The sequence below is a fragment of the Mucilaginibacter flavidus genome, assembly GCF_024055575.1.
Taxonomy (GTDB): domain Bacteria; phylum Bacteroidota; class Bacteroidia; order Sphingobacteriales; family Sphingobacteriaceae; genus Mucilaginibacter; species Mucilaginibacter flavidus.
This window is the reverse complement of the sequence record NZ_JAMXOE010000015.1, coordinates 48,556-62,505: the sequence shown is the minus strand read 5'-3', so window position 1 is coordinate 62,505 and position 13,950 is coordinate 48,556. Positions and strand designations below refer to the sequence as shown.

The window sequence follows — 13,950 nt, the reverse complement described above, 5'->3', positions numbered from 1 at the left end:
ACAACCTATTCTATATCAACCTATTTTTGAATATACCCTTAACCCAAAGCTCATGTTCAAAAGCTACTTAAAACTCGCTGCCCGTAACCTTTGGAAACGGAAAACCACCACCGCCATCAATGTTTTTAGCCTGGCAATAGGTTTAACCTGCTGTGCTTTGGTGTTTTTGTACTGGCAGCACGAGTTGAGCTTTGACAAAGGCTTTGATAACCGCGACGATATTTACCGCGTAACATCCACCTTTAAAGGCGATAGCAAAGCGCCTACAGTTGGCCTTCCCTATGCCAAATATTTAAAAAGCGAGATTCCCGAAATTGAGCAGGTAACCCGGATGGACCCTACCAACGGTTCGGTTATCATTCAGGTTCAGGGAGCGGGAAGCGCTACACCATACGTACAAGACTCCGGCTATTGGGTCGACCCGCAATTTTTTGATGTGTTGTCCTATCATTTTGCACAGGGCGACCGTAAAACAGCTTTCGCGGCGCCGAATACCATAGTGCTTTCGCAATCATTGGCGACCAAGCTTTTCAAAAACGTATCGCCCATTGGCAAAACATTAAAGGCCGGGCTTACCACTTATACCATTACCGGTGTTTTTAAAGAGGATTTTTTGAACCACATAAAAGCAGATTTCTTCGCCTCGAACAACAGCGACCATATCCGCGACCTGATGGCTAATAATGAAAGCTGGGTGGTAAACGATAATTTTTACACTTACGTAAAGGTGCGGCATGGTACTGACCCGCAGGCCCTAACCGTAAAGCTGAACGCGTATTTAAAGCGCCATGCTGGTGCCGAAATGAAGGCGCATAATGATTATATCACCAACGGACTACAATCGCTTAACGATATTCATTTGCACTCAGGCGAGTTTCAGGATTATTTGGCTTATAAACAGGGCAATATCAAATACCTGTACCTTTTAGGCTCTATCGCACTAATTATTTTGTTGCTGGGTTGTATCAACTATATGAATTTGACAACCGCGCAGGCCATAAGCCGTGCCCGCGAGGTCGGTGTGCGCCGGGTAATGGGTGCAGGCAAAGGCTCCATCCGCTACCAGTTTTTGATAGAGACAATTGCCATTAGTACTTGCGCGCTGATTATTTCGGTTGGGCTGGCATTTTTAGCCTTGCCTGTCTTTAACAACCTTACTAACCAGGCCCTTTCATTTTTCGCGGAAGAAAACAGCAGCTTAATTTTATGGCTCGTACTAATCGCGCTGGCAACCGGGCTGGCGGCAGGTTTGTATCCGGCGTTTTACCTGTCGGCATTTAAACCGGTTAAGGTTTTAAAGGGTAAGGTTGCCGACTCATCGGGCATGTTCGGCATACGTAAAGTGCTTATTGTATCGCAGTTTATTATTTCAACCTGCCTTGTATTTGCTACTGTGGTAATATGGAGTCAGCTGCATTTTATGATCAACTCAAAACCTGGTTTCGACCAGGCACAGCAATTGGTACTAAATCTTAACGGCGACCAGGCCCAGCGCAATAGCGCCTTGCTGGTAAATCAGCTCAAAAGCAACCCTAATTTTAAATCAGTAACTGCGGCGACAGCGCCGCTGGTATCGGGCGATATGAACCTGTATGCTTCCGATAAAACTATAAATGATAAACAAATAGTTTTTTTTGATTTTGCCGATGAGAACTATGTAAATACGCTTGGGCTAAAATTGGTATCGGGCAGTAATTTCAGTCCGCAGGCATTTACCAATACCAATATGCAGGAGGATATGGAGCTGCATGACTTTGGCAAAGAAGTGCTGCTTAACGAAGAAGCCGCAAAGCTCCTGGGTTTCGACGCTAATACCGCACCGGGCAAATTTGTATCGCACCTGCATAACGGCATTACTTATAAATATAAGATAGCAGGCGTAATAAAAAACTACCACTATTTTTCGCTACATGCCGCCATAGGCCCTTGCGCAATTATGAATGTAAACCCGTTAAGGTGCACCACAATTGTTGCCAAAGTAGACGCCCGGCATGTTAAAGACGTAGTAGCATTTGCTGAGAAGCAATGGAAAGAGTTAAACCCCGATACCCCCTTTTCTTTCGGGTTTTTAAATGGGATTTTTCAATCGGATTACGACCAGGATGCCCGCCAGCAGCAAATGATGGGCTCATTCGCTGTTATAGCTATATTTATTTCCTGTTTAGGGTTATTAGGGCTGATAACCTATTCGGTAGCACAAAAAGAAAAAGAAATCGGTATCCGCAAAGTAATTGGAGCAAGCGTTGCTGGCATAGTTAGCTTATTTGCCAAACAGTATTTTAAATTGTTATTGATAGCCAACTTAATTGCATTGCCACTTGCATGGTATTTAATGAACGACTGGCTGAAAGATTTCCCTTACCGTATAACCATTAGCTGGTGGATGTTTGCCGTAGCGTTAGCAGCCGGGTTAATAACCGGGCTTTCAACTATTGCTTTTAAAACCATTAAGGCGGCAATGGCAAACCCGATAAATAGCTTAAGGGCAGAATAATGTTTAGAATGAAATTATAATCAGTGAAATCGGTGTAATCATTCTCCAATCGGTGTAATCAAAAAATTCGCTGGCTTATCACCCCCATAAATTTATCCTTAAACTTTTCGCTGATGGGTATTTGCTTGGCGGCTATATAAATGTGGTTGTCCTGTATCTTTATGATTTGCTTGGTATTTACAATGTAGGAATTATGCACCCTTACAAACGGCGGGTTTAATTGTTCTTCGATCTCTTTTAAGCGCCGGTAAATAAGCAATTGTTCGTTAGGGGTTACCAGTCGTACATATTCCTTTTCGCCCTCAAAATATTGTATATCCTCCATTAATATCTTCCGCAGCACCTTGCCCGACTTCACAAAAAAGTATTCGCTGCCACCCGCTGGTTGTGTGCTGTGGCTTGCCGCATGGAAAGTAAAATAACCTTCAATTTTGTGCATCGCCTCTAAAAAACGTTTAAGCGTAATAGGCTTTAGCAGGTAATCGATGGTTTGAAAGGTGTAGCTTTCGGCAGCATATTCAGAATAAGCCGTGGTGAATACTATTTTGGTATCTTTTGATAATAGCCCCGCCAGTTCCATGCCACTTAATTGGGGCATGTTGATATCCAGGAAAATAAAATCGGGCTTGTTTTCTTTTAAAAATGCAATTGCTTCCAGTGCATCATAACACTTGCCTAATAACTGCCATTTGGTGTTTTGGCCTATTAAAATCTCCAGCAGGTTTACTGCATTGGGCTCATCGTCAATAATTATGCAGCTTAAATTCATGCTACGGGTACTTTTAAAAAGGCATTAAAATAATTGCCGGGGCTATTGATATTCAGCTCGAAATTTGTGCCGTAAAGAAGCGTAAGTCGTTTGCGCAAGTTTTCGATACCGAACCCATTTGGTTCATTGGTGCCCGGTTTTTCGTGTACCTGGTTGCGGGTTTCAAAAAGCAGGTAACCATCCTTCTGTACCAGCGAAATATCTATCTTATTTTTGCTGCTCGATTTATCAATCCCATGTTTAAAAATATTCTCCACAAAAGTCATGAACAGCATGGGCGGTATTCGTAAATCGGCGTTGCAATCTTTAATAAAATTTAGCTCGATTTCGTGGCGGATACGGATTTTTTCGAGCGCAATATAATTCTCCAAAAACTGAACTTCTGTTGATAGAGAGACCTCTTCCTTCGGGCTTTCATCAACAAAATATCGCATTATATCTGAAAGTCGTTCAATAAGTTTTGCTGTACGTGGCGCCTCACGGTAAGCCTCATAGTAAATATTATTCAGGGTATTGAACAGGAAGTGCGGCTGTACCTGGCTTTTTAGTAAGTTAAGTTCGGCCTGGCTTTTTTGCGCCAGTATTTTTTCTGATTGCTGTTTTAATGCAAAATAGGCAATGGCAATCCTGAAGATAAAGCTAAGCAGGTAGGTTAAGAAGCCTGCTATCATAAAGTTGAAAATGGTGCCTTTTGTTATGGTCTCGGGCTTTACCGCAAAATATTTATTATAAAGAAATGTCATCAGGAAACCCCTTGCCAGGCCTACCGACACTACAAAAATTATAGCGAGTATAACGTAGGTTGTCTTTCGTCCGGTTTCATAAAATCGCGGGAAAAGGAATTTGATGTTGCCATAAATAATAATGGCGTTAAACACAACTATAAAAACCGACCATGCGCCGGCCTGGTAAAGACCATCTTCGGGCAGGTACGAGAAAAATATAATTAACAAAACGGCAATCCAAATCAGCCATTGAAGCTGTTTCAGCGTTGCCCCGGTACTCAGAAATTTCATATTTTAAATGTACAAAGGTTTTTTGTTACGGCACCGGGTTTTCAACAATTCACCTTATATATTCAATAAACGCAGGGATAAAGTAAATGCGGTCGGTTGATGTTTTAAGGCAAATCATTTAAAATAAAAGCCATAAGGTTTAAATGATTTGCCGGGCAATCTGATAAAAACCAGCTTTATTGAAAATTCTGTTCAATACTTAAATCCTTCGATATGAAAAAGCTCCTTTATGCGTGTATCATCACAGCATCCATCCAATTAGGCTTTGCCGGAATGGCAAAAGCGCAACTTACCTCGCTTCCCGACGGGGATAACAAACGGGCATCTGTCAGCGAGCAAATAGGCCTTGCCGACGTTACTATTCGCTACAGCCGCCCGGCGGTAAAAAAACGGGATGGCCACATTTGGGGGGAGCTTGTTCCGCCGGGATATGTTGACCAGGGCTTTGGTCCGTCGAAAAGTGCACCATGGCGCGCCGGAGCTAATGAAAGCACCACTATTGATTTTTCGAGCGATGTAAAAATAGAAGGTCAGCCCCTGGCTGCCGGAAAGTATGGCTTTTTTGTAGCTTATGGCGCTGACGAATGCACGTTGTTCTTCTCGAAAAACACTTCGTCGTGGGGTAGTTTCTTTTATAAGGCCGATGAGGACGTATTGCGTGTAAAAGTTAAACCGGTACCTGCCGATAAAAGCGTTGAACGGCTTAAATACGAATTTGCGGATGAAGCCCCGGCCAGCGCGACGGTACAGCTCCAATGGGAAAAATTGGTCATTCCCTTTAAAATAGAAGTAGATGCCATGAAGAACCAGGTAGCGATGTTCAGGGATGAACTGCGCTCCGAAAAAGGGTTTAACTGGGAAAGCTGGAACCAGGCTGCATTATACTGTGCACAAAATAAAACCAATTTGGAAGAAGCTTTAATGTGGGCCGATACAGCCACCAGCCGGATTTTTGGCGGCGACCAAAGCTTCCAGGCCTGGACCACCAAAGTTGCCGTATTGCAGGCACTTGGCCGCAACAGCGAAGCCGACGAGGTTATGAAAAAGGCCCTGCCGCTTGGCAGCGAAACTGATTTGTACCGTTATGCCCGGAGCCTATCAGCTGAGAAGAAAGCAAAAGAAGCGTTTGCTGTTTACAAAATGAACTATGATAAACACCCGGATACCTTTTTCACAAACGCAGGTTTGGGCCGTGGTTACTCGGGCATTGGCGACTATAAAAAGGCGATAACCTATATAGAAAAGGCACAGGCACAGGCGCCAAGCAAGCCCGCCAAAGACAATATGGGAAAACAAATTAAAACCCTGCAGGACGGCAAGGATATTAATTAAAACTGTTCATCTATCAATTATACCATAATGCATTATTTACACTGGTTGGTAAAGGCGGTTGTGCTGGGCATAATCATCACCTGGTGCGCTGTTTTATCGGCCTTTAGCCAAAATATACAGGCTGATATTATTGATACCGCCGCCAATCCGCATTTATTTGCGGATGGCGTGGTTTCATCTCCCTATACCGAATGGGCCACTTCTTTTACACCGAATGGCAAAACGGTTTACTTTTCGCGCGGCGCAGTTTATTGGACAATATGCTCGTCTAAGATGATAAACGGTGCCTGGGCAAGGCCAACGGTAGTAAACATATCAGGCCGCTGGCGCGATACCGACCCTTTTATAACCCCTGATGGCAAACGAATGTTTTTTATTTCGAACCGCCCGCCCGAGGGCATGCCGCAAAATAAACCGCAGCCTAATTTTCACGTTTGGTATGCGGAGCGTTTGGCCGGCGATGAGTGGGGCGTGCCGCACTACCTGGATACTGCCATCAATAGCAAAATGGCCAGCAATTACGGCATATCGGTAAACCGGGCGGGCGACCTTTATTTTTGTTCGCGCGATAGGGAAGACCATGCAGGGATGTCGAGCTATTGTGCCAAATGGTTGGGCGGCCATTTTGATAAACCAAAACTGCTTGTCCTGCGCGACAAAGAAGAGGTACAGGACCCGTTCATAGCACCCTACGGGCGTTACATCTTATTTGAAAGCGGGCCGGATTTATACATCTGCTATAAAAATGGCGATGGCTGGTCGCCGGCCGAAAACCTGGGGCCAAAGGTCAATAATGGCGACTCCAATTCATCGCCTTGCATATCGCCCGATGGAAAGACGCTCTACTATTCAAGCTCGCGTATCAGGGGTTTTTACAAACGCGACCCGGTAAACCATGCCTTGAATTATGAAGAACTTGAAAAGGAAATGAACAGCGATTTTAATAATCAACCCAATATATTAATGGTGCCGGTTAATATAAAAAAGGCATCAAGCTAAAAAGATAAATTTCATGAAAAAGCTTATTTACATCACTACACTTATAATATCCTTTGTTGCAAGCCAGACCTATGCGCAGATAGATTCTATACGACTTAAAGACAAACGCCTGCTTACCTCGTTTTTAAAGCCTGCACTAAACCAATACCTGGTGTATTTCCAGGCGCCGAAGGATAAAAAGAAGCTTGGCTTGTCGTTTTGGCTGCGCGACATAAAAACTACCACCATTAACGGCGAAAAAGTTTTTACCATAAGCCAGCACTGGTATGGCAGCGACACCAATAGCTACCGCGTGGTTTATTCGATTAATAAACAAGCTGATTTTGCGCCCGTTTATCATTCAGAAACTTTACAAAACAAAATAAATGCCTATAACTGGGGACGGGACAAAATTTCCGGCGCCGACACCGTGGCCAACAACACCAGGAAAGGGTTTGCACTTGATTTTAAACTGCCAAACTTTAACTGGAATTTGGACATCGAGACGTTTGAAATGCTTCCACTGGCCGCTGGTAAAACCTTCGCTATAAACTTTTATGATGCGGGGCTAAGTCCGCCGGAATGGGTGATTTACAAGGTGATCGGCAGCGAAATAATATCGACCTTAAACAGCGAAAAAATTGATTGCTGGAAATTGTTTACCGAAGGCGAATACAAAGGCAACAAATACTCCGAAACCTATTGGATCAGTAAAAAAGACCATGAGTTTTTAAAGGAACAGGACAGCTTTAACGGGGGCTACCGGTATAAAATAAAAATGATAGGCGCCTCGCCCGACCTGGTACAGGTCTTTTCAAAATAAAAATAAATAAATCAACCAATTGTAACAGCCTTTCGCAGATAACGCGATGGGCTGTTTTTTTTTATATCTTTATTTAATTAAAAGGGATAACCTAAACATTGCTTCGAACCCGGTTGCAAACATTGCCGAACTATAAACTTTAAAAGCTTTGTACTATGGATATGATTAAGGATTTGAGGCTGGCTGTTTTAATTGATGCGGACAATGTACCGTATGCCAACGTGAAGCAGATGTTTGAAGAAATAGCCAAATACGGTACGCCCACTTTTAAAAGGATTTATGCCGACTGGACAAAGCAAACTGTATCAGGCTGGAAAACGGTACTGCTTGAAAATGCCATAACACCTATACAGCAATACAGTTACTCAACCGGCAAAAACTCAAGCGATAGCGCCATGATTATTGATGCCATGGATATTTTATATTCGGGCAAAGTAGATGGTTTTTGCATTGTATCGAGCGATAGCGACTTTACCCGGCTAGCCATACGCTTGCGCGAAGCCGGAATGAAGGTAATAGGCATAGGCGAAAAGAAAACCTTAATACCATTTATTACAGCCTGCGACAAGTTTATTTATATAGAGATTTTAAAGACTGAGGATGCCGCGCCCGAAGAGGGCCGGAAAGTCAGGTCGGGTAAAAAGCGGTCGTCGCCTAAAGCAGCGCCGATAGATAAAGTTGACCATGAGCTGGTAAAGCTGGTGAAAGACAGCATAAGCGATTTGGGCGACGAAAATGGCTGGGCTTACCTTGGCAACCTGGGTACGCAGATATTGAAGAAGAAACCCGATTTCGACTCGAGGAATTATGGCTACCCGAAAATGCTGCCGTTGATAAAGAGTTTAAATAAATTTGAGTTTGATGAACGGGAATCGGGCAAGGGGAATATAAAACACGTATATGTTAAAATAAAGTGACCTTAACAACCTTATCATTTCGGCAATTAAAATATGGCGCAGGCTGCCTTCTGTTTTTGTTATGGGCTAAACCCGTATCGGCACAGGTCGTCACTAAAACAGACATGGTTAAGCTAACTGCAGCAGCAGATTCATTCAGGAACCGGAGTGCGGTGGAAAAGCTTTATTGCCAGTTTGATAAACCTTATTATGCTGTGGGTGATACCATTTGGTTTAAGGCCTACCTGCTTAACGCCGCGTACCTTACGCCCTCAGTAAAAAGCGGAATCATGTACGTGGAACTCGTTAATGACAGCAATAAGGTGGTGCAACGGCAGATGCTGCCGGTGGCCAACGGATTAAGTTGGGGAAACATAGGGCTTGATCCCAAAACGGTGGTTGAAGGCGGCTATACCTTCAGGGCATATACCAACTGGATGCGCAACTTTGGGGAAACCTATGTTTTTAAACAGAGAATCTATATCGCAAGCCCATCGGCAAATAATTGGCTGGTAAATACCCGTTTTAGTTTAACCAGGGAGGGTGGTATAGAAAAAGGAAAACTTAAATTGCAATTTAACCAGTTTAATAATCAACCTGCAATTTTAAAAGAATTGGATTTAAATGTGCTTGATGGCCCCAAAACATGGTATAAAAGCAAAGTGCAAACCAAGCTTGACGGAACCGTTGATGTTGATTTCACCCTTAAATCGCCGGTAAAAAAGCTGACTTTGATAGCGCAGGAGACCGGGATCGCTGATGATACTCACAAATTAATTATTCCTGTAAATATAAGCCGCCCCGAAAATATCGACCTACAGTTTATGCCCGAAGGTGGTGCGCTGGTAGCTGGTTTGCCCGCGCACGTAGGCTTTAAAGCAATTGGCGAAGATGGTAAAGCCGTGAATGTTGAAGGTGCTGTTTATGACAGCCATCAACAGCAGATAGCTCAATTTAAAACGGTTCATAAAGGTATGGGGGCGTTTGATATGATGCCGGCCGCCGGCGAAGTTTATATCGCGAAAGTAACGTTGCAAAATGGAGTAGTAAAAACATACAGTTTGCCAGCTGTGCAAAACTCCGGAACGACCCTAAAAATAACCCAAGCCGTGGCTGCAGATTCGTTGGTGGTAACCATTGTGGGCGTGCAAGTTAACGGCAGTTATTATTTGATCGGCCAGGCAAACGGCGTGGTTTGCTTCGGAGCTATTGTTAACCTGGATGGCACGCCGGTAAAAAGTAAAATATCCACGGCCGGTTTCCCTACCGGTATTGCACGCTTTACTTTGCTTAATGCAGCCCGGCAACCGCTTAACGAACGGATGATTTTCATAAATCATAATGATTTTTTGCGAATAGATGCAAAGCCGGACAAGCCTGGCTACGGCGCGCGGGATAGTATTGGTATGCAAATAAACATCACCGATAAGAATGGCCAACCCGTACAGGGCAGTTTTTCGATGGCGGTAACTGACGACTCGCAGGTTAAAATAGACAGTGTGGGTACCACCAGCATAATAAGCAATCTTTTGCTCACATCCGATTTAAAAGGTACAGTTGAAGAGCCGGGTTATTATTTTCGGCAAGATGCCGATGGTAGCATACAACAGCAGCTGGATAACCTGTTATTAACCCAGGGTTGGGTGGGTTATAATTGGAGCAATATACTTGCCACGGCAAGGCAACTGGTATTTAAAGCTGAAAAAGAATTTATAATAAATGGACAGGTAACAAATGTGTTTAACAAGCCGGTAGTAAACTCGCATGTGTTGCTATTTTCAAAAAAGCCGCCTTTATTAATGGATTCTGTAACCAACAAAGGAGGCAGTTTCAGCTTCCGTAATATTATACCATTGGACACGCCTTATTATATGTTACAAGCTCGGAACAAACGGGGCAAAAGTTTTAACATTGATTTAAAGGTTGATGAATTTAAGCCGCCTTTATTTGCCATGGTTTCGGAAACCGCAACCCCATGGTATGTAAACAGCGATACCATTACCATGAATTACATAAAGGGGAGCATTGCAAATAAAACGGCGAAAGACAACTACCAGGGTAGCGGCCATATTTTGAAGGAGGTAAAAATTACTGCGAAAAAATTTATTAAGGATTCACAAAACCTTAATGGGCCGGGCAATGCGGATGTAGTGATAGATGAAAAAGAATTGGAAAAGGCCGGCAAGAAGACATTTTTGGATTTGCTGAAGGAAAGGGTGGAGGGGTTTCATGAGGGTGCCTTTTTGTTGATGGGCTCCCACAAAAGGGCTGAACATGACAACATGCTGTTTAACTTTGTAACTGACTTAAACAGGGGCAGCGACCCTATCTGGTATTTTATACATGACAGGGCGATAAAGTTGATTATAGATGGAGTACCACTTTCAAAAGTGTACGCAATAACCGGATTTAGGGATATTAATGATTATTTAACCACTCATTCGGCTGAGGATGTGAAAGGCATAGAGGTTAATATAACTTCAAAATACACCATGAAATATATCCCAATGGATGCCCCTGCCGATTTAAGTATGGCCGACGTAGCCTTTGTTGAAATTACGACCCGGGCAGGAAGCGGACCTGTAATGCCTTACACCCCCGGCACCTATTTATACAAACCTATGCCATTTAGCTTGCCAAAGCAGTTTTATCAGCCAAAATATACAGTGAAAAATAAGGACACAGCCGCTAAAGACCTGCGGTCGACCATAGCCTGGTACCCTAACATAATCACTGATAAAGATGGAAAGGCTTCTGTTTCATTCCATTCATCGGACAGGGCGGGAACGTACACTTTGATTTTAGAAGGTACAGACATTAATGGGAACCTGGGTAGCTACCGGCGAAAAATAATCCTGTCAAAAAGATAGTACGGACTTTAAACCGTCAGGATTTTTTGAGCAGCGTCGTCATCTAAAAACCTGCGCGTTAAACGGTAACAGATATAAACAATACCCGGTGAAGCTAAAATATCGATAGTGTAATGGATATGTTGCACCACTAATAAACCAGCAACAATTATAGTAGCAAAAAAACCAATTATTTTATCGTTACGTTTTTGAAGGCACAAAAATATTAACGTAAGCGTAGCTATGTGGCCCGAAAAAAAGAGATCCTTGGTGATGAGCGCCTGCCCATAAAAAACGCCTGTAAGAGGATCTGTAAGCGGAATTAATCCAATCGGGTGTTCAAGGGGCACTATACTTATGGCAATAAAACGAGCGATGGTTATCGGGATGAGCGCCCAGCAATAAATTATGTAAATTTGTGGCTTGTGAGCCGCCCTTATCATAGTTAATAATACCATGCCCCATATAATCGCGAAAATTGCAACTGATACGTTGTGCGGAGGTACCGCTGCTAAAACAGGGTCGTTAATAAGCGTACCTTGTCTTTTCTCGATATGTCCGAAAAACAATGGCATAGTAAAAACTACCGACAGCATAATAACCGTGCCGACAATAATTTGCCTGCGTTTTAGGGTTTGTTTCCAGGTATTACTCCAAACGTTTTTTATTGCCGTTACTGACATAGGGGCACATAGCTTAAATTAGCGTTGGCAAAAGTAGTAATTGCTAAACTATTTGAAAACCTTAAAATAATATTAAATTAACATGACCAAAATTAATAAAAACAGATGCAATGGCGTTGCATTTATGTGTATATTTGCAATATGAAACACCCAAGGCAATCTTCAAGGCTTGATAATGTAGGCATGACAGCGTCTATATTATGTGCTGTGCATTGCGCCCTGGTGCCTTTATTAATAACCAGTTTGCCCCTGTTTGGCCTGGGTTTTTTAGCCAACCCCTGGTTTGAGTGGGTCATGATAACCATCGCCGTGTTTGTTGGGTTTTACGCTATTGGCATTTCGTACTTTCGCTCACACCACCGCATTTTGCCGGCTGTTTTACTGTTGGGTGGTTTCCTGCTGATAATTATTGGGCACGTATATGTTAAAAGCTGGCGCGAAGCTATTATTGTGCCGTTTGGAGGATTACTTATTGCCACTGCCCATTTTTTTAATTATAAGTACACTACCATTTGCCGGGCCGACAATACCCTGTTTCATATGAAGCACAGCCACCCGCATAGCCATTAGTTGTAAGTCTGAAGTCTTAAGTCGAAAGTCTTAAGCCGGATTGCTGTCGTTTTTTACTTAAGACTTTCGACTTAAGACTATTGACTCATCCCTAATTCCAATACACATCTATACTTTTTGCCGATGTGTGTGTTATTCTTTTTAACTTTGTATTTGTAAAATTTTAAATAGTTCAAATGACTTCTCTAGAAAAAGAACTTTTTGAAGAGTTGCTTGATAAGCATCATCTTAAAAAAACCGCGCCGCGCCTTAAGGTACTGTCTTTACTGTCTAAAAAAGAAGTAGCAACCTCGCAGCCCGACCTTGAAAGCGTTTTGAATGATGTTGACCGGGTTACTCTTTACCGTATTCTGATTGCATTTGAAGAAAAAGGTATTATACACAAGGTGTTTGATCTGGACGGCACGGCTAACTACGCCATGTGTTCGCCGGTATGTGGTGATGAACACCACCACCATGATGAACACCTGCATTTTAACTGTACCGTTTGCAAAAGTGTGTATTGTTTGGACGACCTACACCTGCCGGAGATAAAATTGCCAAAAGGCTTTAAAGTTGATGGCTTTACCTTATATGCAGCGGGCTTGTGCCCTAAATGCAATAAACCGGCATAATTTGAATAGGTTGAAACAATTTATTTAATTATGCACTTATCTATCTGATGACAAAATACGCCCGAAGCCTAAGAGTATTTACCCTTACTGTTTCCATGTTTTTATTTTTGATAATAACATCATTTAGTGGGGGCGATGATGATGGGCCTCAATCGTTTCATTTTAAAACTGTTGTAATTGATGCTGGTCATGGCGGCAAAGACCCGGGTGCACACGGTTCCTATTCGTCCGAGAAGAATGTAACCCTCGCGATAGCAAAAAAACTGGAGCGCCTGCTTAAAGATAATATGCCGGAGGTAAACGTGGTGATGACCCGCTCGACCGATAGGTTTGTGGAACTGAATAAACGCGCAAACATTGCTAACCAAATAAATGCTAACTTATTTGTTTCTATCCATTGCAATTCATCGCCAGAAGGGACAGCAAAAATTGCTCACAAGGAAAAGGGCGTGATGATGCTGGTTTACGGTTTTCACCGCAAGGAAGAACAGATTGAAGCCCTACGCGAAAATGCTTCAATCTATATCGAAAAAGACTATCAAAAAAACTATGCCGGGTATAATGAAAAGGACCCTACATCGATGATTGTGTTAAATACTTTTATGCAAAAGTACCGCAAGCAAAGTATTTTGTTCGGCGAACTATTGGATGAACAGTTTAAAGGAAACGATGGTCGCCGTAGCCGTGGGGTTAAGGAGCAGGGTGTTTTGGTTCTTGCCCATAGCGCAATGCCAGCCATATTGGTTGAAACCGGTTACATAAATAACAATACCGAAGAAAAATACCTCAACTCCGAGGACGGGCAAAACGCTATTGCCAACTCTATTTTCAGGGCTATTAAGGCTTACCGCAGGCAAATTAAGCCGGTTAAGTAAGCTCTGCGCAACAAACATTTTACTTGTTTAGCTGTAGTTTTTTGTATTATT

12 protein-coding genes are annotated in these 13,950 nt (G+C 42.9%); 9 read left to right on the top strand and 3 right to left on the bottom strand.

The window, feature by feature from the left end; genetic code table 11:
* Positions 1-52 precede the first annotated feature (52 nt).
* Complete coding sequence (locus tag NAF19_RS19975) at positions 53-2,494, top strand: ABC transporter permease (RefSeq protein ID WP_252792106.1); 2,442 nt, start codon at positions 53-55, stop codon at positions 2,492-2,494.
* A 58-nt stretch (positions 2,495-2,552) separates the two neighbouring features.
* On the opposite strand, the gene NAF19_RS19970 is transcribed toward NAF19_RS19975, so the two are convergent.
* Both NAF19_RS19970 and NAF19_RS19965 read right to left on the bottom strand, forming a co-directional pair.
* Positions 2,553-3,263, bottom strand: coding sequence for a LytR/AlgR family response regulator transcription factor (locus NAF19_RS19970; RefSeq protein WP_252792105.1), 711 nt, complete (start codon positions 3,261-3,263; stop codon positions 2,553-2,555).
* Positions 3,260-4,279 carry a sensor histidine kinase gene (locus tag NAF19_RS19965; protein WP_252792104.1) on the bottom strand — a complete coding sequence of 340 codons (1,020 nt, stop codon included), beginning with the start codon at positions 4,277-4,279 and terminating at the stop codon, positions 3,260-3,262. The genes NAF19_RS19970 and NAF19_RS19965 overlap by 4 nt, the downstream gene beginning before the upstream one ends.
* A 213-nt stretch (positions 4,280-4,492) precedes the next feature.
* Between NAF19_RS19965 and NAF19_RS19960 the strand changes: the two genes are divergently transcribed.
* The 5 genes from NAF19_RS19960 to NAF19_RS19940 all read left to right on the top strand — a co-directional run bounded on the left by NAF19_RS19960 (position 4,493) and on the right by NAF19_RS19940 (position 11,178).
* A complete protein-coding gene (locus NAF19_RS19960) occupies positions 4,493-5,611 on the top strand; it encodes a DUF2911 domain-containing protein (protein ID WP_252792103.1) in 1,119 nt (372 codons plus the stop codon).
* Between the two features lie 27 nt (positions 5,612-5,638).
* Positions 5,639-6,610, top strand: coding sequence for a TolB-like translocation protein (locus NAF19_RS19955; RefSeq protein WP_252792102.1), 972 nt, complete (start codon positions 5,639-5,641; stop codon positions 6,608-6,610).
* A 13-nt stretch (positions 6,611-6,623) separates the two neighbouring features.
* Positions 6,624-7,412, top strand: a complete 789-nt coding sequence (locus NAF19_RS19950) for a DUF3108 domain-containing protein (RefSeq protein WP_252792101.1) — start codon at positions 6,624-6,626, stop codon at positions 7,410-7,412.
* Between the two features lie 155 nt (positions 7,413-7,567).
* Complete coding sequence (locus NAF19_RS19945; protein ID WP_252792100.1) at positions 7,568-8,329, top strand: NYN domain-containing protein; 762 nt, start codon at positions 7,568-7,570, stop codon at positions 8,327-8,329.
* The gene (locus tag NAF19_RS19940) at positions 8,326-11,178 is read left to right on the top strand and encodes a hypothetical protein (protein ID WP_252792099.1); all 2,853 of its coding nucleotides are present in this window, start codon (positions 8,326-8,328) and stop codon (positions 11,176-11,178) included. The genes NAF19_RS19945 and NAF19_RS19940 overlap by 4 nt, the downstream gene beginning before the upstream one ends.
* Positions 11,179-11,186: 8 nt before the next feature.
* On the opposite strand, the gene NAF19_RS19935 is transcribed toward NAF19_RS19940, so the two are convergent.
* Positions 11,187-11,840: a phosphatase PAP2-related protein gene (locus tag NAF19_RS19935; protein ID WP_252792098.1), complete on the bottom strand. Its 654-nt coding sequence runs from the start codon at positions 11,838-11,840 to the stop codon at positions 11,187-11,189.
* A gap of 141 nt (positions 11,841-11,981) precedes the next feature.
* On the opposite strand from NAF19_RS19935, the gene NAF19_RS19930 reads away from it, so the two are divergent.
* The 3 genes from NAF19_RS19930 (at position 11,982) to NAF19_RS19920 (ending at position 13,899) form a co-directional block, all read left to right on the top strand.
* A complete protein-coding gene (locus NAF19_RS19930) occupies positions 11,982-12,410 on the top strand; it encodes a MerC domain-containing protein (protein WP_252792097.1) in 429 nt (142 codons plus the stop codon).
* A 176-nt stretch (positions 12,411-12,586) separates the two neighbouring features.
* A complete protein-coding gene (locus NAF19_RS19925) occupies positions 12,587-13,024 on the top strand; it encodes a Fur family transcriptional regulator (protein WP_252792096.1) in 438 nt (145 codons plus the stop codon).
* A gap of 47 nt (positions 13,025-13,071) precedes the next feature.
* On the top strand, positions 13,072-13,899 hold the full coding sequence (locus NAF19_RS19920; protein ID WP_252792095.1) for an N-acetylmuramoyl-L-alanine amidase family protein: 828 nt from the start codon (positions 13,072-13,074) through the stop codon (positions 13,897-13,899).
* The last annotated feature ends 51 nt before the right edge of the window (positions 13,900-13,950 follow it).